14 protein-coding genes and 5 pseudogenes are annotated in these 20,653 nt (G+C 67.8%); 11 read left to right on the plus strand and 8 right to left on the minus strand.

The window, feature by feature from the left end:
- Window positions 1-159 precede the first annotated feature (159 nt).
- Window positions 160-371, minus strand: a pseudogene (locus ABZ904_RS38310) (anthrone oxygenase family protein); the annotation flags it as partial.
- A gap of 194 nt (window positions 372-565) precedes the next feature.
- Window positions 566-832 (minus strand): hypothetical protein, encoded by a 267-nt coding sequence (locus ABZ904_RS38315; RefSeq protein ID WP_361828752.1) that lies wholly within the window; start codon window positions 830-832, stop codon window positions 566-568.
- A gap of 785 nt (window positions 833-1,617) precedes the next feature.
- Between ABZ904_RS38315 and ABZ904_RS38320 the strand changes: the two genes are divergently transcribed.
- From ABZ904_RS38320 to ABZ904_RS38355, 8 genes and pseudogenes are all read left to right on the plus strand, one after another.
- Entirely contained in the window at window positions 1,618-1,827 is a 210-nt protein-coding gene (locus ABZ904_RS38320) for a SpoIIE family protein phosphatase (RefSeq protein WP_361828769.1), read from the plus strand.
- A gap of 876 nt (window positions 1,828-2,703) precedes the next feature.
- Window positions 2,704-3,744: a PP2C family protein-serine/threonine phosphatase gene (locus ABZ904_RS38325; RefSeq protein WP_361828754.1), complete on the plus strand. Its 1,041-nt coding sequence runs from the start codon at window positions 2,704-2,706 to the stop codon at window positions 3,742-3,744.
- A 271-nt stretch (window positions 3,745-4,015) separates the two neighbouring features.
- Window positions 4,016-4,276: pseudogene (locus tag ABZ904_RS38330) on the plus strand (IS110 family transposase); the annotation flags it as partial.
- A gap of 376 nt (window positions 4,277-4,652) precedes the next feature.
- Entirely contained in the window at window positions 4,653-6,044 is a 1,392-nt protein-coding gene (locus ABZ904_RS38335) for a C69 family dipeptidase (protein ID WP_361828756.1), read from the plus strand.
- A gap of 108 nt (window positions 6,045-6,152) precedes the next feature.
- Window positions 6,153-7,601, plus strand: a complete 1,449-nt coding sequence (locus ABZ904_RS38340; protein ID WP_361828758.1) for an ABC transporter substrate-binding protein — start codon at window positions 6,153-6,155, stop codon at window positions 7,599-7,601.
- 77 nt (window positions 7,602-7,678) lie between these two features.
- The gene (locus ABZ904_RS38345; RefSeq protein ID WP_359411363.1) at window positions 7,679-9,115 is read left to right on the plus strand and encodes a hypothetical protein; all 1,437 of its coding nucleotides are present in this window, start codon (window positions 7,679-7,681) and stop codon (window positions 9,113-9,115) included.
- 438 nt (window positions 9,116-9,553) lie between these two features.
- Complete coding sequence (locus ABZ904_RS38350) at window positions 9,554-9,910, plus strand: hypothetical protein (protein WP_361828760.1); 357 nt, start codon at window positions 9,554-9,556, stop codon at window positions 9,908-9,910.
- 27 nt (window positions 9,911-9,937) lie between these two features.
- A pseudogene (locus ABZ904_RS38355) lies at window positions 9,938-10,341 on the plus strand (hypothetical protein); the annotation flags it as partial.
- Between the two features lie 109 nt (window positions 10,342-10,450).
- On the opposite strand, the gene ABZ904_RS38360 reads toward ABZ904_RS38355, so the two are convergent.
- The 5 genes from ABZ904_RS38360 to ABZ904_RS38380 form a co-directional block, all read right to left on the minus strand.
- On the minus strand, window positions 10,451-11,377 hold the full coding sequence (locus ABZ904_RS38360; RefSeq protein ID WP_361828762.1) for an ROK family protein: 927 nt from the start codon (window positions 11,375-11,377) through the stop codon (window positions 10,451-10,453).
- On the minus strand, window positions 11,374-14,433 hold the full coding sequence (locus tag ABZ904_RS38365; protein ID WP_361002035.1) for a glycoside hydrolase family 38 C-terminal domain-containing protein: 3,060 nt from the start codon (window positions 14,431-14,433) through the stop codon (window positions 11,374-11,376). Before ABZ904_RS38365 ends, ABZ904_RS38360 begins: the two co-directional genes overlap by 4 nt.
- Before the next feature lie 218 nt (window positions 14,434-14,651).
- The gene (locus ABZ904_RS38370) at window positions 14,652-15,509 is read right to left on the minus strand and encodes a carbohydrate ABC transporter permease (protein ID WP_361828771.1); all 858 of its coding nucleotides are present in this window, start codon (window positions 15,507-15,509) and stop codon (window positions 14,652-14,654) included.
- Between the two features lie 68 nt (window positions 15,510-15,577).
- Entirely contained in the window at window positions 15,578-16,426 is an 849-nt protein-coding gene (locus ABZ904_RS38375; protein WP_359406941.1) for a sugar ABC transporter permease, read from the minus strand.
- 74 nt (window positions 16,427-16,500) lie between these two features.
- The gene (locus tag ABZ904_RS38380; protein ID WP_359406887.1) at window positions 16,501-17,871 is read right to left on the minus strand and encodes an extracellular solute-binding protein; all 1,371 of its coding nucleotides are present in this window, start codon (window positions 17,869-17,871) and stop codon (window positions 16,501-16,503) included.
- 402 nt (window positions 17,872-18,273) lie between these two features.
- Here ABZ904_RS38380 and ABZ904_RS38385 point away from each other — a divergent pair, with 402 nt between their 5' ends.
- The 3 genes and pseudogenes from ABZ904_RS38385 to ABZ904_RS38395 all read left to right on the plus strand — a co-directional run.
- On the plus strand, window positions 18,274-19,515 hold the full coding sequence (locus tag ABZ904_RS38385) for an ROK family transcriptional regulator (RefSeq protein ID WP_361828764.1): 1,242 nt from the start codon (window positions 18,274-18,276) through the stop codon (window positions 19,513-19,515).
- Between the two features lie 96 nt (window positions 19,516-19,611).
- Window positions 19,612-20,217, plus strand: a pseudogene (locus tag ABZ904_RS38390) (DNA/RNA helicase domain-containing protein); the annotation flags it as partial.
- 112 nt (window positions 20,218-20,329) lie between these two features.
- A pseudogene (locus ABZ904_RS38395) lies at window positions 20,330-20,413 on the plus strand (IS6 family transposase); the annotation flags it as partial.
- Here the strand turns inward: ABZ904_RS38395 and ABZ904_RS38400 are convergent.
- On the minus strand, window positions 20,378-20,602 hold the full coding sequence (locus ABZ904_RS38400; RefSeq protein WP_361001997.1) for a transposase: 225 nt from the start codon (window positions 20,600-20,602) through the stop codon (window positions 20,378-20,380). The pseudogene ABZ904_RS38395 and the gene ABZ904_RS38400 overlap by 36 nt on opposite strands.
- Between the last annotated feature and the right edge of the window lie 51 nt (window positions 20,603-20,653).

Raw genomic sequence — 20,653 nt, forward strand, 5'->3', positions numbered from 1 at the left:
CATCCACGCCGCACCCTCCTCGCCAACCTGCGAGGTCTATAGATGGCACCAGCTTCAAAGAGCAGCGCTACCGAGTCCACGTAGGGCGCTTTTCTGGAGCGGTGAGTGTCGAGCAGTGACTGCACGAGGGCGCCACCTGCGCGGTCTCGGCCCACGGGCTCAGGCGAGGGCGGCGACCATCAGGGCGAAGGCGGCGATGATGACGGAGACGCCGACGTAGTGGAAGCGGTACCAGCCGTTCATCTGCTGCTTCCAGTCGGCGGGCAGGCCGTCGGCGGTCCACGTCTTGGCCCGGCACTGTTGATCGGGACGAGCAGCAGGATCGGCATGACCACGCTGAGGATCAGCGCGGCGGCGGTGACGACGAGGCCGCACCAACGGCCGCACTCCGCCTTCAGGCACACCGTACGAGAAGCAGCTAGCCCCCGGCGTCGCCAGCTTCTCCTTGAGGTCGTCCAGCTGATAGCCGGTCACCCATGACGCATCGCGGCCACGGGTGCCCTCCGTGACTCAGGGCGCTGACCATGCACGGCCAGGCCTGTGGTCGGGCCGGCCACGGTGACGGTCAGGGGGTGTCTCCGCACCAGTCGAACCGGCGCCGGTCCACCGGTCTCGGGGAGTACAGGGCGTGGCCGCCCGACCCGTACTGGCCTATCTCCGTATGAAGGGCGACGTCTTCGGCTCGAGCGTGGTCGGGCCAGTCCGTGACGTCCAGGAGCAGACCATCCAGCGGGCCGGCCACCAGCTCCACGTAGGTGCGCCCCTGCCGCGGTCCGGCATCGTCGTGGTCGGCCCCGTCGACACGGCCGTGCATGAACTCCAGCTCATCCATGGCGGACAGCGTCGCGGCCGCCACCGACAGCCTGCGTGACCCACTCGCGAGATGGCCGTTCAACACGGCATCGCGTGCATGAACATCCGTCCCCCCGCGGACGCGCGACCCCGTGCGGGCTCGAAGCCCCGCCCGGACGTCGGGCCCGGGCGGACAGCATGGACGGCACGTCGACCACGTTCTCGCCCGCCGCGGCCAGTTGCTGGGCCAGGGTGCGACCCAGGCCGCGGGCGCCTTCGACGGCGAAGCGGCGTTCGGGCCACGCACCAGCGCATCAGCTGGCGGAAGGCGCCGGCGTTGACGGCCACGGCGGGGTGGGACGCCTTGTGGGGGTCGACGCCGATCAGAATCACAGGCTGACCTCGCACTCGCTGAGACAGGGAAGGGAATGCGGCGGGCATCCTGACTTGAAGTCACAGCGTCACCATGATGTTCATGCCTCTGTCGAGCCACACCGCGTGGGTGCCGGCCGGCGGCGGCACGCTAAGGACGAGCCAGCCCGTGGGCGGCAAGGAACAGGTCGAGCCCGTGCCAACCGGCACCCTCGACGCTACGGCCGCGAACCGCGCGTCTGGGATCGATTGAACAAAGTCAGGAATGGTGTCCTGACCCTGACCAACGAGCTCTTCGCGGCCATGGCCGCTGCATCCGTCGCCAGCTGCACCATCTTGCGCTTCGATCCGCACAACGCCACCGTCACCGGCGCAACCGCCGGCCACGTCCCTCTCCTGTGAGCTCGGCGTAGCGGCACCCACGGCATCCGGGAACTGCCGGTCGGCCCCAACCTGGGTGTCCTCCCCGCCGCCGCCTACCCCCAGGAAACCTTTCCCCTCGCCGAAGGCACCACCCTCGTCATGGTCACCGATGGACTGGTCGAAGGCCCCACCCTGCCGCTCGACACCGGCCTGGCACGAGCCGGAGCACTGACCGCTCAAGGCACACAAGAGAGGGCAAGCATCGAATCCACGGCAGACGCGCGCTCGAAGCGTCTCTGATTGGCTTAGCGAGCCTGAGCGTTGGTCAGCCTTGGGAGCCAATCGCCTTCGTGCCCTGGTACTGAACGACAGGAGCCGCCAGCCCGCGTGGCATGTCCCTGCGGACGCTGGTCGACCAAGCCGCAAGACCCGACCGAGGAGGGTGCCCACGTCGCCTGGGCGCCGGGCGTGCGCGTAGCACTCTGCCACAGGTTCACTACAGTTCGCTAATCCAACTGGTGAGCCTGTCACGACGTCGACCATCTCGACGACGTAGCCCTCCTGCCATCCGCCGCATCCCATAGACAACATATCGGTCACCCAACACACGCCAAAGCTCTTCATACCGGCGCCTTGCCCGAGGCGATGTGCGGGTCCGACCAACCCGAGATGCAAACCCCGCTAAACTTGAAAAATCAGCATAATTATGTTGATAAGGAAGAAACACATATGAAACAGGCAGCAGGCACTGTGACTTAGACAGTGACCAGCAGATCAGAGGCATAGCAGAGGCGAACCGAGCGGACCGCTTTCCTTACCGAACCGCTCAGCGACCGATTCGTTCGCCCAGGCGAGCACTCCCCTCACGTCACGTCACTCGGAAGCCTGGGCAACACCCACGCAGCGGTGCCGAGGGCACCATGCCCACCGGCAGGCTGCGCGTCCTGAAGGCACCAGCCATTCTGCCTACCTGCCTCCCTGTCGTCCGCCCACCAGAGGAAGTGACGCCTCATGCCCCCCGCTCCCGCCGCCAACGTGGATCCCACCGCTATCAAAATTGCCCGTCTGCTTCCCGCGTTCTTGATCCTCGGCGGCATGGCGGCAGATCTCTTCGCTCCCGAGCCGTATATGGGTTTGCCCTTGCTGGCCGCGGCCCCCCTTGTGGGGTGCGTCGTCATGCGTATCCGCACATGCATCGGTGTCGCTGCTGCGGCATGCCTCGCCGGTGTTGCCGTCGATCTGTGGATCGGTCGTCCCCTGCCCGCGACTCTGGTGGACTTGGGTGTGGTCGGGCTGATCGGCCTCATCGGCCTGTGGGTCGGCCACCTGCTGTCTCGGCAGCGCGGCCGCCTGACTGTGGCCCGCGACATCGCGGAAGCGGCACAGCGCGCCGTCTTGCCCTCACCACCCGACCGCGTCGGATCCTTCAGCGTCGCCGCCCGATATGAGCCCGCTCAGACGGAAGCCAGAATCGGCGGTGACCTTTACGCGGTCCAGGAGACACCCTTCGGGCTGCGCGCCATCGTGGGCGACGTTGTCGGTAAAGGCCTGCGCGCCGTACCCGCCGTCTCCGCCGTCCTGGGCGCCTTCCGCGAGGCCGCAGAGTCCGCTCCCGACCTTGGAGTGCTAGCGCAACGTCTGGATCACGCACTCGAGCGAGACTGCCACGCCGACGAACAAAGCGCCGAGTACTACACCACGGCCTTGCTTGCCGAAATCCCGGCCAGCGGTGACACCGTCACGGTGCTCTCCATGGGTCACCCCGCGCCATACCTTCTGCACCCGGGAAAGGTCACGCAGTTGGAGCCGACAACACCCGATCCGCCGCTCGGCACCGGCCTGCCCGAGGCCGCTCAGGACAGCACCCCGGACATCTTCCCTCTGCCTCCTGACGCCACCGTCCTGATGCTCACCGACGGCGTACTCGAGGCCCGCAACCGGCACGGGACCTTCTACGACCCCACAGCAACGCTGACCCGACGCACCGGCGCGCACCCCAAGGACATCGTCGACGCTCTCGTCCGAAGTGTCTCGCAGTGGACCGACGGCGAACGCCAAGACGACCTGGCCGTGCTGGCACTTGCCCGCACCCCGGCAAGCCGCCAGGAGGCAGACCTGGCCGCCCGGGGACAGTGGACGCCGACCCTGCTCCCGCTGCGCGCACCCAACGCATCACCTGCGCCCTCCCCCACTTATCGGAACAAGCAAGGGTTCTGATCTTCCACACGGGGACAGCAGCAAACCCTGGCAGCGGCGGAAAGCCACGAGGATGCGGGGATGCCGCCCAGGGCGATGCGTTGTGCGGGGCGCCGGGTCAACCATCGCGACCCCTCCGCCGGCATCCGGCCACCACTCGCCCGCGTCCCGCGCCCCCGGACGCTGAGAACTACCTTTCGATGCCCGGCATCACGGAGATCACCGGCGTCCGGGGCTCGCCGAGTTCGGGGACGACCCTACCCGCTACGCTTCCGCCAAGGCCCGGAAGAATTACGCCGGCGCGAGCCCCATCACCCGAACTTCCGGCAAGAGCCACACCGTCCGGGCCCGCTTCGTGTGCAGCAACCGGCTCGCCGCCGCCCCGCGGACCCAGGCGTCTCCGCCTTGCGGGCCTCGCCCGGCGCCCGCCGCTACTACGACAAACAACCCGCGCGCGAGGCCTGATACAACGCCGCTTGCCGCTAGGTCGGCAACCGCCTCGTCGTGCATCCTCCACGGATGCCTCAAGACCCGAACCCTCTACCGCGAGTGACCGCTTGGTCGCACCATGCGCACCCCCATGCCGCTTGACCACATGGGGTGTCTGACCAGGACGGACATAATTTCTGGCAGGCACAACGTCCGACCGTATGGCGTTCCGCCCGTGACCTTGTCCTCGCCGAAAACGTCGTTCGTGCAGGTCACGCCCATGTTCGTACTCGTGGGCAATGCTCGGCGACTCTCGATCAAAAGCCCGCGATTTCCGGCGGCGGGGCGGGCTGTGGAGGGAGGCCGCGGAAGCATCTGTCGACAAATTTGCCACTTGGCGTGATCCTGAGATCTCAAATCCGCCAACGAGCCGACGGCCAGATCTAGCCGAAGTGGGAGAAATCACCGTGCTTCCATGGAGCTGCGACACCTTCGTGGCCATGGCCGACAGCGTGCCCGGAGGGCACGTCCTGCTGGCCAAGAACAGCGACCGCCCTGTGTCCGACACACAACCCCTGCGCTTCCTGTCGCGCCGCACCGCGCAGGCGGGTGCCACCCTGCGGCTGGCCCACGTCGAGATTGACGACGTCGAGGAGTCCTACGCGCACCTGGGCGGTTCGCCCTACTGGTGCTGGGGACACGAAGAGGGCCTGAACGAATGGGGTGTGGCCATCGGCAATGAGGCCCTGTTCACCAGGGACTGGGCCGCCACGGTTTCCGCGGTCAAGGGCGGCGCCGACCGGGACGGCGGCATCCTCGGCATGGAGCTGCTGCGCCTGGGTCTGGAGCGGGGCCGCACGGCCCGGGAGGCGCTCGACGTCATCTGCTCGCTGGTGGAGCGCTACGGGCAGTGGGGCTCCGGTGTCGTGGGGCAGCCGCCGGTCACGGGTGGCTATGACAACTCCTTCCTCATCGCTGACGCCCAGGAAGCGTGGGTGCTGGAGACCAGCGGTCACCGCTGGGTGGCGAAACAGGTCACCACGGGGACGTACGCCATCTCCAACCAGCCGACCATCCGCACCCAGTGGGACCGCGCCAGCGGCGATCTGGTGGAACACGCGGTGGACTCCGGCTGGTGGGAGTCAGCGCCGGGGCGATCGTTCGACTTCGCGCGCGCCTATGTCGACGCTGGTACGCCGCTGCAGTTGTCGCACATCCGGCTCCAGCGCTCACGCCAACTGCTCGGCGAGGCGGTGGGTGCCGGTGGGGTGGGGCTCGGCCAGGCCCAGCGGGTGCTGCGCGACCACTACGAGGACACCTTCCTGGGCGGCCCGTACTTCAACGCGGCGGTGCCCGACTTCCTGAGCCTGTGCATGCACTCCCACCCGTCGGACTTCACCTGGGGCAACACTGCCGGCTCGGCGGTGTTCGTGCTGCCGAAGAGCGGGGAGGGGCTGGCTCACCTGTGGTGGACGCCGGTGACGCCGTGCACCGGTGTGTACGTGCCGGTGTTCGTGGACGCCGGGAGGGTACCTGGAATCTTTTCTGCGGCGGGGACGGCCGGCGTCCGGGAGTGTCCTGCCGAGCACGCGTCGGTGGACACGTATGACGAAGGGTCCTACTGGTGGCGCTTCCGTCGGCTGCTCGATCTGGTCAAGGGCGGCGAGCAGGCGTGGAGCTTCAACGAGAACCAGCCCGTGGTGCGGCGGGCGTTCGACGCCCTGGAACGGCAGTGGGCGGCCGAACTCCCGCAGGTGGAGAAGGACGCGCTCGTGTTGCGTGAGCAAAGCGATCACACGGCGATGGCGGACTTCCTGGCCGACTACACCGAGTCCTGCGCGCAGCAGGCACTGGAGGTCCTCGACCACCTCGTCGCGCAACTGTCCGGCTGAGAGGCGTTCTGTCACGGCCGGAGAAGCCTTGACAAGCCGATGTGATGTATGCATGCTACCGGCCAGAGTGTCGGATCTGAGATCTCAAGAATTTCACTTGAAGGTGCCATGGACCGTCCGGAAACCGTTCACATCCGCAGCAATGGGCAGGTCACTCTTCCCATGCCGGTGCGCCGTGCGGCCGAACTGCACGAGGGTGACGTGATCGAGGTCGTCCTCCAGAGTGACGGAACGATTCTGCTGCGCCCGGTCGCGGTCCTCGACCGCTTGCAGGCGGACCTGGTCTACCGGGTCGGGGACCGGTCCGACCCGGGGCTCAACGAGGACGACATAAGGGAACGGGCCCGCGGGCTGGTCCGACGCCGCAGGCTTCCGGTCACCACCGGGCGCGCGCTCGACGCGCTGGTGGAGCGCTACCAGCGCGGTGACCTGACCCAGCGGGCGTTCATCGGCGAGTCACTGATGCTGGGCCTGCCCTCGGCGTCGATCACGGCGCTGCTGGCCGGCACCGAGCCCGCCCCCGCCGACGCGCCTCCCGGGCCCCCCGTGGCCGAGGAGACGCCGCAAGCGGCGGTACGGATCGCCCAGGCGTACCACTCGCTGCTGTATCTGCCGCTGTACATCGCCCATGACGTCGGTTTCTTCGCAGACGAAGGCGTGCGAGTCGAGATCACCACCGCCGGCGGAGGCACCGAGGCCTGGTCCGCGGTGGAGGCAGGAGTCGCCGACTATTCCGTCCACGATCCGGTGTTCACCGTCCGCGCTTTCGAACAAGGGATCGGGGATGCGGTCGTGGTCGGCAGCATCTGCAACGGGCAGGCCATCCTGGCGCTGGCCGCGGACTCGGAGGTGGAGGCAACCGACGACCCACGTGTTTTCAGCACGCGCACCGTCGCCGGGCGCACCGTCGCCACCCAACCCCAGCCCGACTCGCAGTGGGCCCTGCTGCGCTACCTTCAGTTCCTTTACCAGGCGGGCCCCGAGTCTTCCTACCGCGGCCTCCAGGTGCCGATCGGCACCGAACCGGCTCGCGTCCTGGCGGGGCAGGCCGACATCTGCCTCGCCTTTCCGCCGCAGGCGGACGTGGCCATGTCGCAGGGCCTACGCGAGGTCTTCGACTTCTCCACCTATTTCGGCCCGTATCTGCTGTCGGCTCTTGCCACCCGGCGTGGCACCGTGCAGGAAAAGCCCGCACAGCACAAATCGGTGATCACCGCGCTGGAAAAAGCCTGCCAGTACGCCCATGCTTTCCCGGACGAAGCGGTCCGGGTGGCTCAGCTGGAATTCCCCGGTGTCGACTCAAAGGTGATCGAGAGCGCCACACGGCGCTGTCTGCGGCGCAACTTCCTGCCACCCCACATCGCGGTGGACCACGAGGCCTGGAAGGAGAACGGCGTTCTCAACAGGTTCGTCGGCACCATTCAGCAGTACCACCCGTCGGCCGAACTGGTCGACAACGAGATGAGTCTTCACGTCTATCGCACGCTCGGCAATCTCCACCTCGTGTGGGACGGTCCCCGCCCCATCGGGAAGCCGGTCGCCATAGCCGGAGCGTGACCAGACGGACGTGAGGTGGGACCAGAACGGCACCCCGGATGCCCCTACGGTCACCCATGCCCGAGGAAAGGTGCACCATGAGCGTACTGGCAAAATTCAGAGGACCGGCGACATCGATCGACGACCAGATCGAGAGCTTCGCAATCAACCGCGTCCCGGCAAATCTGCGGTGGCCCATACCCGCCATCAGCCTCGTGCTTCTCGGCAACGCCACCGCGATGTTCTTCTTCTCCTTCGGTGCCCAGCAGGCATTCCTCGTGGGATGGCCCGGGATGCTCGGCCCGATCGCGTACTTCTTCATCGGCTCCGTGCTGATCGGCATGCTCACCATGCGCATGGCAAGCCGGGAAGGCCTGTCGCAGAACCTGCTCAGCCGGGGTCTCGGTTTCGGCAGTCGGGGCGCGGCAGTCACCTCGTTCATCTACGCCATCAACTACGTCTTCTACTTCCTCTTCGAAGGAACGATCGTCTCGCACGCGATCGCGGAGTATTTCAAGGTCGACATCAACTCCATCGCCGGCATCGGCATCTTCGCCGTGGTGGGCCTGGTCACCCTGCTGGTGGTCCGACGCGGCATGCACGCCATGTCGTTCCTCCAGTCCTGGGGCTTCCCGGTGTTCCTGATCCTGCTCGGCTGGGGCCTGTACAAGATGTTCACGGAGCACACCCCGGTCAGCGTGGACGGCTGGCATGCCACCGGCGCCACGGGCAGCGTGGCGATGTGGAGCGCGTTCAGCCTCGCCAACGGCCAGATGATCTTCCAGGGCCTGATGGCGACCGACTACGGGCGTTTCGCCTCCCGCAACATCCGCTACCGCGGCACCGCCACCATCATGCTCGGTGAGCTCATCCCGATGTTCGCCGTGATCTTCCTGGGCGCCTTCATCGGCATCACGCTGCTGACCGAACTGCACGGACCGAACGCGCAGTCCAACGCCCAGGACCCGGGCTTCATGTTCGTGTCCCTCATGGGCGGTGTGGGTGTCGTCTTCGCTGTCATCACCCAGATCCGCATCAACGTCATGAACCTGTACGGCGGCTCCATCGCGCTCTCGTCCGGATTCGACGTCGCCGCCAACTTCCGCCCTGGCCGCCAGTACTGGACGTACCTGGTGTGGATTTTGGGCGTGGTCTTCTACGCATTCAACGTCATCAACCACCTGGGGACATTCCTGGCGATCACGGGTGTCCTCACCAACACCTGGGTGCTGATCATCCTCGCCGACTACTTCGTGTGCCGCCGCTGGATGAAGCTCGGCCGGTCGGAGAACATCGAGTTCGAGCCGCACGAGGTGCGATCCTGGAACCCCTGCGGTCTGGCCTCGCTCGGACTGGCGGTAGTGGTCGGCGCGCTGGGCATCGGCGGCGTGTACCCGGTGTACTACGCGTCGTTCATCTCGATGCTGCTCGGCCCCATCCTGCACGTCGCATTCACCGCGGGGACCAAGGGCCGCTACTACAAGCCCGTCCAGGCGGACGAGGCCCCGGAAGAGCCGCAGAGCGCCCTCATTTGAAGTGCTCTCCTCCCTTCAGCAAGCCTCAGGAAGGCGAGGGGGACGTTCACCCCGGCGTCAATGCCGATCTCCGGCCCGGGGTGGGGTGGGGAACTGGTCGTTTTCGGATGTGCAGGAGCGTGTGTGAGTGTGCAGGAGCATGTTCTGGTTCGTGGTGTTGCAGCGCGCACAGGTCATATGGCGGGCATTGATGAGTTCCTAACAGACGTCAAGTCCGTTGTGGTGTTCTCCGAGTGACGTTCGTAGAGTGGCTGGCAGACGAGCTGGCGGCTGGAGCGCTGAGCGACTCCTGATCGCGTCGGCTCGTCGTAGTGCCCTTGAGATGTTGGCTGCGCCTGCGGATGATCGTCTTGGCGCGGTCGGTCTTGTATCGGGTGACACAGATGGTCCGGCCTTCGGCTTCGGTGATCTCGCGGCCGTCGGTGTCCCGGAGTTCGGATGGTCGGCGAGTTCGGCCTCGGCGGCGATGTCCTCGGCCAGCTCGGCGTAGTCGAGCAGGCCGTCGGGCCAGAGCCGGAGGGTTTCGCGGGCCGCTTCCATGATCTTCTCGGCGCGGTCTTCGCGCCATTGTCCGCGGCTGTGGCGGATCAGCAGGGCCGCCAGTCGTTTGGGGCCCAGGCGGCGGAGGGCGTGGGGGTCGGCGCCGGTGTGCTGGAGCACCGCGAGGGCGGCTTTGCGGTAGGCACCGGTGCCGAGGGCGTCGCCCCAGCCGGGGCCCATCAGTTCCAGCAGGGCGTCGAGGCGGTAGAACGATGCGGTGCGGGCATTCTCCACGAGTACCGCCATCCGGCCTGACCTGCCCGGACGAGGATTCGGCAAGGGGCCCGGCTCGTCAGCATGGCGGCCGAACTCGGCATCACCATCATCGCCGTCGACCCGGCCTACACCAGCAAGTGGGGCGCCCAGCACTGGCAGAAACCCCCACCGGCAAGACCAGGAAAACCACCCGTCGCGATGCCGCGAGCATCGCGATCGGCAGGCGCGCCCTCGGGCACCGCATCCGGCGACGGACGGCACCGCCTCCTGCCCACCAGAGCGATGGACAGCAGCATCGGACCGCCCAGGCCGCACACGGCACCCCAGGGCGTGAGGAAACCCGCCCCCGCATACCCGGACCACGGACACGATCCACTGGGACCAGACGCGGCGCGAACGCGGGAGACCAGGACGCCCAACACCGTTCCGAGCGTCCGACTGAGCCCGTGCAACTCATGCTCAGTCCGTAGGAACGGTAAGGATGAAGCCGACTGCGACGACTCTCCGCCCGCGGTGTCGCCCGCCTCGTCGCCGAACCTGCACTCCTTGGCGCCTGGGGGGAGCGCAGCTCTGGTCTCCCTAAAGATCGCGGGCCAGGGCTGCGGCGCCTATGATGCCGGCCTGCTCGCCCAGAGCTGCCGGGCGGACGGTGACGCCGCGGACGAAGCTGAGACGCGTGACCCTGTCGATGTGCGAACGGAGCGGGCGGAACAGGACGTCACCGGCGTGGGCCACACCACCGCCGATGACGGCGAGCCGGGCCTCGGTGAGGTTGGCGACGGCACCGACGGCGACCGCAACGGCTCTGGCGGCGCGGTCGAAGGCCGCGAGGGCGATGGGGTCACCCGCGCGTGCGGCTTCGGCAACCGCCGCCGTGGTCGTAGCCCCCGGATCATGGGGGCGCCAGCCGTGACGCAGCGCCCACGCCAGGATCGCCGGCCCCGCGGCCGCCGTCTCCACACACCCCCTGGCTCCGCAGGGGCATTGCTCGCCGTCAGGCTCGGCGATGATGTGGCCCATGTGTCCGGCGTTGCCGGTGGGCCCGGCGCACAGGGAGCCGCCGAGGATCAGGCCGCCGCCGACGCCCGTGGAGACCACGAGGCAGACCGCGTCCTGGGCCCCGGCGGCGGCACCGCGCCAGTGCTCGCCTGAGGCCATGGCCGCACCGTCACCGACGAGGCCGACTGGACGATCGTCGACCAGCGACCGCACTCCTTCAACAAGCGGGAAGTCACGCCAGGCGGGAATGTTGATGGGGCTCACCGTGCCCCGCGCCCCGTCGAGCGGTCCGGCGCTGCCGATGCCGACGGCCCGGACCGCCGCCCACTCTGGGCGGGCGGCAAGTTCACCGATCACCTCACCCAGGGCATCCATCACGACGGCGGCGTCGTCGGCGTCGGGGGTGGGGCGGCGGGCGCCGAAGAGAACGGTGCCCGCCATGTCGGTGATCCCTGCCGCGATCTTGGTGCCGCCGATGTCGATCCCGGCCACCAGGGTGGGCTTCACCGCGATCCACGTACGGTGAGCCGCAGGGTGACGATCTGGAACGGACGCAGCGCCAACTGGATCCCCTCGCCTGTGACTTCGTAGGCTCCGGGCTCGTCCAGCGGGCGTTCCAGCAGGTCCGTGGAAATGGCCGATTCCAGCTCGAACCCGGTGACCAGCCGTGCCCTGGCACGACCGCCGTGGGCTTCGTAGAGCCGGACGACGACATCGCCCGAGAGGTCGTCGGCGAGCTTGACCGCCTCGATCACGACCGCCTCGTTGTCCACGGAGACGAGCGGAGCGACCTGTGCGGTGCCGGGGAGGGTCCGCTCGGGCAGGTTGAGGTGGTAGCCCTCGCGCACCGCGTCGGCGATGTCCGAGCCGATGACGAACGCGTACCGCAGCCGGTGGCTGCCCTGGTCGGCCTCGGGGTCGGGGAAGCGCGCCGCACGCACCAGCGACAGCCGGACGGTGGTGGTGGTACCACCGTCGGCACGCATGTCGCGGGTCACGTCATGGCCGTACGTCGAATCGTTGACCAGGGCCGCTCCCCAGCCGCGTTCGCCGACGTGCAGGAAACGGTGGGCGCAGATCTCGAACTTGGCCGCGTCCCAGCTGGTGTTGGTGTGCGTGGGCCGCTGGATATGGCCGAAGGGGATCTCGGCGCTGGAGTGGTCGGCGCGCACATCGAGCGGGAAGGCGGCCTTGAGCAGCTTCTCCGTCTCGTGCCAGTCGATGCGCGTGTCGATGTCCAGGCGGCGGGCACCGGCGCGCAGGCTGAGCCGCTGCTCGATGCGTGAGGCTCCGAAGGTCCGTACGACGTGCACGGCCGAGCCGGTGCTGTACACCTCGTCCGCGTCCGTCAGGTCGCGCACCGAGTTGCGGTAGAAGGCTTCGATGTCCCAGGCGTCGTACTGATTGGGGAAGTCCTGGTGCAACTGGAGCAGGTTCGCGACGCTCCCGGGTGCGAGGGCCTCCCGCTCGGCGGCGAGGTCGTAGGCGGAGGTCACCAGGCCGCGGGCGTCGATCGCGATGCGCACCAGGCCGTTGTCCAGGACGAAGCCGGCGTCCTCGCCGGCCGAGGGAGCGACCGCGTCGGTGTCCGCGGCGGCCTCCCGGGGCGCGGCTGCGAACGCGGCGATGCCGCCGCGGGCGTGCGGTGCGCCGTTGAACACCACCACGCTGTCGTCGGAGGCGGGCCCGGCCAGGGCACGCTGGGCCGTGTCGATCAGCCCGTTCAGCTCTTCGGCGACCTCGGCGTAGGTCTGCTCGGCCTCCTGGTGGACCCAGGCGATGGAGGAGCCCGGCAGGATGTCGTGGAACTGGTGCGTCAGCACGATCTTCCACAGCCGGTCCAGGGCCTCGTACGGGTACGGTGCCCCACTGCGCACCGCGGCGGTCGCGGCCCACAGCTCTGCCTCGCGCAGCAGATGCTCACTGCGCCGGTTGCCCTGCTTGGTGCCGAGCTGGCTCGTCAGGGTGCCTCGATGGAATTCCAGGTAGAGCTCGCCGACCCACACCGGCGCGTCGGGGTATTCGGCATGGGCCTGGGCGAAGAAGTCGGCCGGCTTCTCGATCGCGATCCGGGCAGAGCCCTCCAGGTCGGCGAGCCGGGCGGCACGCGCCAGCATCTCCCGGGTGGGGCCGCCACCGCCGTCCCCGTAGCCGAAGGGGATCATGGAGCGGTTCGCGGCACCCTTGTCCTGGAAGTTGCGGACGGTGTGGGCGATTTCCGCACCGGACAGTTCGCTGTTGTACGTGTCGACGGACGGGAAGTGGCTGAAGATGCGCGTGCCGTCGACGCCCTCCCACCAGAAGGTGTGGTGCGGGAACTTGTTGGTGGTGTTCCAGGAGATCTTCTGGGTGAGGAACCAGCGGACACCCGCGAGCTTCATCAACTGCGGCAGCGCCGCGTTGTAGCCGAAGGTGTCGGGCAGCCACATCTCCTCGGTCTCGACGCCGAACTCGTCTAGGTAGAAGCGCTTGGCGTGCACGAACTGGCGGGCGAGCGACTCACCGCCGGTGATGTTGGTGTCGGGCTCCACCCACAGGCTGCCGGTGGGCAGGAACTGCCCCGTCTTGGCCTTCTCCACCGCTCGGGCATACACCTCGGGGCGGGACTCCTTCAGCCAGGCCAGTTGCTGGGCCTGGGACATCACGAAGCGGAATTCCGGATGATCGTCCATCAGCGCCGTGACGTTGGAGACCGTACGGGCGACCTTGCGGACGGTCTCGCGCAGGGGCCACAGCCACGCGGTGTCGATGTGGGCGTGTCCGATCGCCGAGACGCGGTGCGCACTGGCGTGCGCGGGCGCGGCCAGAGCCGGGACCAGAACCCGGCGGGCGGCGGTGGCGCTGCCGCTGATGTCCTGCAGGTCGACGACGTCCATCGCGCGGTCGAGGGCCTTGAGGATCTGCCAGCGCCGCGGGGACTCCAGCGGCAGCTCACGCATCAGCTGGGACAGGACCTCGATGTCCTGCACCAGCTCCCACACCTCCTCGTCGAAGACGACGAGGTCCATCCGGCTGAGCACGTACTGGGGTTCACCGGTCGGGGCGTTCTCGTCGAGGAGCCAGGCCGCCCGGTCCCCGGCCCGCGTGGGGAGGAACTCGTTGCCCCAGGGCGGCAGGATGAGCGGGTTGGCGGCGGCCTCGATGAAGTACGTGACCGTCTCGCCACCGGCCGCGGGGGCGGCGATCGGCACGTGCGTGTTGCGAGGGTTGAGTGCCTTGACCGCGCTGCCGTCCGGCCGGTAGATGAGCCCTTCGGCGGACATTCCCGGCGAGATGGTGTCGAAGCCGAGGTCCAGGATCGCCTCGACGGTTCGTCCGGCCCACTCCTCGGGAACGGTGCCGCTGACCTTGAACCATCGGGTGGCCCACGCGGGTCCCCACGGCTCACCGATCCGCGTGGGCCGGTAGGTCGCCCCCAAACCGGTTTCGACCGGGACGGGTTCGCCGGGTACGTCCCACACCCCGACGTCGAGCGGGACGGACCGGGCGTGGACGGCGGGCCGGATGCGCTGGTTCAGCACCCGGTCGATGCGCCGCTCTGTGACTTCACGCTCGTCGTGCAAGGTCATGCTCCGTTCATCTGGTAAGTCGCACTTCATGGCGGTGCTGTACGCGCTGCTCAGCGGGAATCCGGCCGCTCGGGCGCGCGGCGAGTTCGCCCCGCGCCGTCACCGCTGGCCGTGCACGAACTACTCCTGGATCACCTCGCGGCAAAGACTGATGGCTCCCTCGTTCTGGTCGTGCTCACCGACCGGGAACAGAACGAACCCGATCCGGCTCATCAGCCCTTGAGGGCTCCGCCGAGTGCGAATCCACCGCCGAGCTTGCGGGCGAGCAGCAGGTAGAGCATCACGACAGGAATGCAGTAGAGGATCGAGAAGGCGGACAACTGCCCGTACTGGCTCGAGGAGTGGGAACTGAGGAAGGTGAAGACGCTGATCGACGCCGGCAGCTTCTCGGGGGACAGCAGCAGTGCGAAGGGGACGAAGAAGTTGCCCCACATCCCGATGAAGGTGAAGATCGTCACCACGGTGACGCCCGGCCACATGAGCGGCAGGACCACGCGCCACAGGACCTGCATGGTGTTGGCCCCGTCGATCCGGGCGGCCTCCTCCAGCACGATCGGCACCCCGTCCATGAAGCTCTTCATCAGCCAGATGCCGAACGGAAGTGACGACGCCGCCAGGAACAGCGTGGTGGCCGGGATCGAGTCGATGAGGTTCACCTGCACGAACATGCTGTACACGGGGATCATGACCGCCGTGATCGGCAACCCGGTGGAGAACAGGATCGTGTAGAGGAACGGCCGCCGCATCCGCGACCGGTAGCGCGACAGCGGATAGGCGGCCAGGATCGAGCACACAACGCACAGCAGGGTGCCCCCGCCGCACAGCAGAAGGCTGTTGAGCATGGGCCGGAACGTGGTGTCCACGTTCAGCACCGCGTCGAAGTTGGAGAGCGTGAACGGCGAGGGCAGCGAGAGCTGGAAGGTGGCGTGGGCGTTCACCGATGCCAGCACCATCCACAGCAGCGGCAGGACGTACACCAGGGAGACGGCGAGCAGGACGGTGTTGGCGGCGATGCGGCCCAGGCGGGAGCGGCGTGCGCGCCCGGAGGCGGGCAGGATCCTGACGGGCATCGTGTCCCGGCCGGCCGCCTTCGTCGTGGACGCGGCACCGGGGGTGCCGGGGGCGTCGGTCAGGGCCATCAGGAGTCCTCCAGCTTGAGAATCCGGACGTAGATGGCGGAGAACAGCGCACCGACGACCAGCAGGACGAGCGCGATGGCCGTTCCGTAGCCGATGAGGCTGTTCTGGAACGCCTGCCGGTACATGAAGATCGGCAACGTCTCGCTCTTGTTGCCCGGTCCGCCACGGGTCATGGTGTAGATCAGCCCGAAGACCGAGAGGGTCTGGAGCGTGATCAGCATCAGGTTGGTCGTGATGGTGCGGCGGATGACCGGCAGGGTGATCAGCCGCAGCCGCTGCCATGGGCCCGCGCCGTCCATCTCGGCGGCCTCGACCAGCTCCCGCGGGACGTCGTTGAGAGCGGCGGTGTACACCATCATCGAGAACGCCGTCCCCCGCCAGACGTTGGCGAGGCACACGGCCAGGATCGGCAGATTGACGAGCCAGTCCTGCTGCGGCAGGTGCAGACCCGAGAGGATGGCGTCGAGGGTGCCCTGGTCGTAGAAGAACGCGTACATCAGGTAGCCGGAGACCACCTCGGGCAGGACCCAGGCGGCGATGACGACCGTGTTCGTCACCGCCTTGACCGGCTTGGAGGCCTTCTCCATCAGGACGGCCAGGGCCAGACCAAGCGTGTTCTGCCCGATGACGGCGGATCCGACGGTGAACACCACGGTCAGGACGACCGAGTTGGTGAAGTCGGGATCCGCGAAGGCCCGGCTGAAGTTGTCGAAGGCTACGAACTGGCTGGTGGAGGCGCCCGTGAGCTGGAGGTTCGTGAACGCGTAGTAGATGCAGTAGGCGATGGGACCCGCCATGAAGACCAGCAGCAGGACGGCCGAGGGAAGTACGGGTAGCCCGCGCAGCATGTTCCGCACGAGGGCCGGGGCCTGCCCGGCCGACGTCCTGGGACGACGGCCGGGGGCCTGTGTTGCCGCACTCATCACGAGCCCTTGACCGTGCTGCCACTACCGACGGCGGCCGCGACCTCGTTGTCGTACGCGGACGCGGCCTTCTCGACCGAGCTCTGTCCGCTGGCCACGGCCTCCATGGCCTTCTGGGTGGCGGTGGAGACCTGGTTGTACGCGGGCAGGCTGGGCCGGTAGAAGGTGTCGGGGACCAGATCGGTGAAGAACTTGTTGCTCGGCAGGCCCTTGATGTAGGCCGGGTCGGCGGCCACGTCCTTGCGCACCGGGATCTGGGCGTTCACGACGTCCCACTTGGCCGCGGCGGACTCCGTCTGGATGGACTTGAGGAACTTGAAGGCCAGGTCGGGGTTCTTGGCCTTGGCGGGAATGGACCAGGCGAAGCCGCCCGACATGCTGATCTTGCCGCTGCCCTGGCCGTGTTGGGTCGGCATCGGCGCCACACCCAGCACCGAGCTCCACTCCTTCCACGGCGCGCCGCCGGACGGCAGCCAGTTGTTCGGCATCCATGAGCCGTCGATGTCCATCGCGAGCTTGCCCTGGGGCAGCAGTTGCGTACCGACGGTGTCGCTGAAGTTGGCCCCGAGCGCCTGCTGGAGCGAGGGACCGAGGCCTCCGCCGTAGACGCTGTGGACGAAGTCGAGGGCGTCCTTGAAGCCCTGACTGCCCGTCATCCACTTCTTCTTGGTCCAGTCGTACTGGGAGTCGCGGGCGGCGGGCGTGCCGTACAGGAGCATCTCCATGCCCTGCATGGAGGACGCCTCGCCGCTGGCGACGCTGCTGTAGAGGTTCAGCGGGGCGACGCCGGGGACCTTGGCCTTGACCTGCTTCGCGGCGGCCAGCACGTCGTCCCAGGTCTTGGGCTGCCACGGAACCGATATGCCGGCCTTGGCGAAGATCTGCTTGTTGTACCAGATCCCGCGGGTGTCGGTGCCGTCCGGCACCCCGTAGGTCTTGCCGTCCGAGAAACCCTTGACCGAGCCCTTGGAGACATCCTCGAACTGCCCCCAGTCCGACCACGTGGAGACGTAGGAGTCCAGCGGCTTGAGCAGGCCGGCAGCGATGTCGGAATTGATGACCGCGGTGTCCTCGTAGACCAGGTCGGGCGCCGTGGCCGGGGACTTCATCAGCAGGTCGATCTTGGTGAAGTAGTCGCTGTCGGAGGCCGTGACGGGCACCAGTTGGACGTGGGTGCCCGGGTTGGCCTTCTCGAACGCCTTGACCATCGGGGCCAGGTAGTTCGCCTGGACCTTGTTGCCGTTGTTCGGATTCTGCTTGTAGACGACCTTGATCGTCTTGGAATTGCTGCCTGAGGAGGTACTGCAACCCGTAATGGCCAGGGCGGTGGCGGCGGCGAGGGCCGCGCCGGTGAGAAGCCTAGAACGCACTGCAATCCTCCGGAGGGGTGGGATGCGGGTGGGGAACAGTGTCGAAACGCGTGCGCGGGCGCCTCTCGGGCGCACGCCCGGCCGCCGGAGGCCGTCGGGGCCGGGCGGGTGTCGGTAGCTAAATCCAATGGATTGATAGAGTCAACACCTGGGGTTGAATTGAATACTTGTATGCAAGCCCTGAGCGGTGCGCCGGGGTGGATACCTGGCGGCCGCCGCCCCGATGAGCTACGGTCCGGTTGGCCCTGATGTAAGACGTGCACCCGCGGCCGCCCGGCGATCAAGGCCTGCTTTCCGCCTGTACCGCTTACCGGTTCCGCACCGGCCCCTGACCAGACTTGCCACACGAACCACACCAGACAGGCCAGCGGCACCTGTCACCCCGGACGGAGGAGACGACGAGTGATTCCAGGGGGGACGAACCTGCCGCGGGTCGGGGGGTACAACCAGACGGTCGTCCTGGACGCGATCCGCTCGCGCGGGCCGATCAGCCGCGTCGAACTCGTCCCGCTCACGGGGCTGACGGCCCAGACCATCTCCAACGTCGTCCGCCGGCTCCTCAACGAGGGTCTGGTCGAAGAGTCGGGCCACTCTTACTCCGACGGCGGCAAGCGCAGGACCCTGCTGTCGATGCGCGCGTGCGGCGCCTACGCCGTGGGCGTGCACCTCGACCCGGACTTCGTCGTGGTCGCCCTGGTGGATCTGGCCGGCCAAGTGGTGCGCAGCAGTCACGTTCGGCTCACGGGGCCGGTCGACCCAGCCGACCTGGTCGAAGAGGTCGGACGTACCGTGAAAGACCTGGTCAGGGAAGCCGCAGTGGATCCGGCCCGGGTCCTCGGGACCGGCATCGCCACCCCCGGCCCGATTGACGGCGCCCGGGGCGCCATCGTAGATCCACCCAACTTCCCCGGCTGGGGTCAGGTCCCGCTCGCAAAAATGTTCGGGGAGGCGACAGGCATGCCGGTCGCCATGGACAAGGACGCCACCGCCGCCGCCATAGGTGAGCGCTGGATTGGGGGCGCGGAACGCTCCGGCAGCTTCCTGTTCATCTACATCGGCACCGGCATCGGCGGTGGCGTCAGCCTGGACAGCGCCATCCTGCACGGCGAATCGGGCAATGCGGGTGAATTCGGCCATATCGTCGTCGAACCCGGAGGTCGCAGCTGCAGCTGCGGCGGCACAGGCTGCCTGGAGACCTACTGCTCCCCCGCCGCCATCCTCGCCGACCTGTCCCAACGCCATGGAGAACAAACGCTGTCCCGTCTCGGACTCACCGCCACCCCCGAGTCCCTGCACAGCGACTGGACACGGCTCCGACAAGCCGTCCGACAGGGCGACCCGGCCGCCACCGACGCCGTGCGCCAGGCCGCTCGGCGGATCGGCCAAGCCTCCCGCAGCGCCGTCAACCTGCTCGACGTCGGCCGCATTATCCTCGGCGGCGAAGCCGTCAAGGGAATCGAACCCATCCTGTCCGAGGAGATCGACGCCGCGGTCAACGGCGCGTCCATCGCGCGCGTCGTCCGCCGCGTCAGAATCGAACCCAGCCTCATCGGAGACACAGTCGGCGCTGTGGGCGCCGCCTCCCTGGTTCTGCACGGCAACTACGCTCCGGGGTGGCAGCAACTCACGGAAGCCCCGAGGTAACTTGGCCCCATCTGTGTGACCGCGCCGAGACAGCAGAGGCCGACCCTGTAGAGGTCAGTAACTCCCGTGCGAGGAGCTGCACATCGATCGGCCCTGATCCTCAATCCCATCGAGCAGGTACGCCGCTACTGCGAGTACCTCAACGGTGCGGTGGCCGAGCATCCCGAGCGGGTCCACGGTGTGGCCTACCTGCACAACGTCACCGAGTTCGGCGTGAGCGGCCTACGAGCCGTCGAGAACAACGAGCGGGGCCAGCTCTTCACCGGCCAGCAGCGCGGCGAGTTCCTCGACTACCTGCGGGCCCGACTCAGCGACCAGCAGCCGGGCGCCCGCGCCGCCGACGAGCTTTCGGCGGGGAAGACGGTGCCGTCCAAGCAGTTGATGGCGGTCGCGGCCCAGGAGGAGCGGGAGCAGTTCGTGCTGCTGGACGAGCAGCAGGTCGCCTACCGCATGGTGCTGAACGCGGTGCGTCGCGCGAAGACGTCCGATCACAAGGAGGTCGTGGTCGTCACCGGTGGCCCCGGTACCGGCAAGAGGGTGATCGCGCTGTCTCTGCTCGGTGAGTTGTATCGGCAGGGGGTGCCGGCCCTGCACGCGACCGGTTCGCAGTCGTTCACCAAGACGATGCGCAAGGTCGCCGGCAGCCGCAAGCGCGAGGTGCAGGAGCTGTTCAAGTACTTCAACAGCTTCGTGACCGCCGAAGGCGGTGGAGGGATCCGGCTTACCGCAAGCGGAAAGGCGTTCCGCCCGCCCTCCCGAGCCGCCAGCGTCGCGGTCGGGTCGGGAAGCTTTGACGGCTGGTCCCAGCAGCGCATCCCACCAGCCGACCAGGCAGCGCGAACGCGCGATGAAGGGGTTCCGCTCACCGGGAGCCACGCAATGGTTCCTGTCCGCGTTCAGACGACCACGCACCCGTCAACGTGACAGCACCTCTCGGCCCGCTCGCCCGCGAGACCCAGCTCCCCAGGGTCGTCTCATTGACCCCCAGGTCCTTCGCGACCTCGGGGACCGGCTTCCTGGTCTCCGTCACGATGCGTACCGGCCCCTCACGAAACTCCGCCGTGAACTTGCGACGCTTCTCCGCCATGACAACCAACTTCCCCTGCCGTCACGGACTCGGCCCGAGGGAGCCTCAACG

Origin of the sequence: Streptomyces sp. NPDC046900 (assembly GCF_040644975.1) — a bacterium.
Taxonomy (GTDB): domain Bacteria; phylum Actinomycetota; class Actinomycetes; order Streptomycetales; family Streptomycetaceae; genus Streptomyces.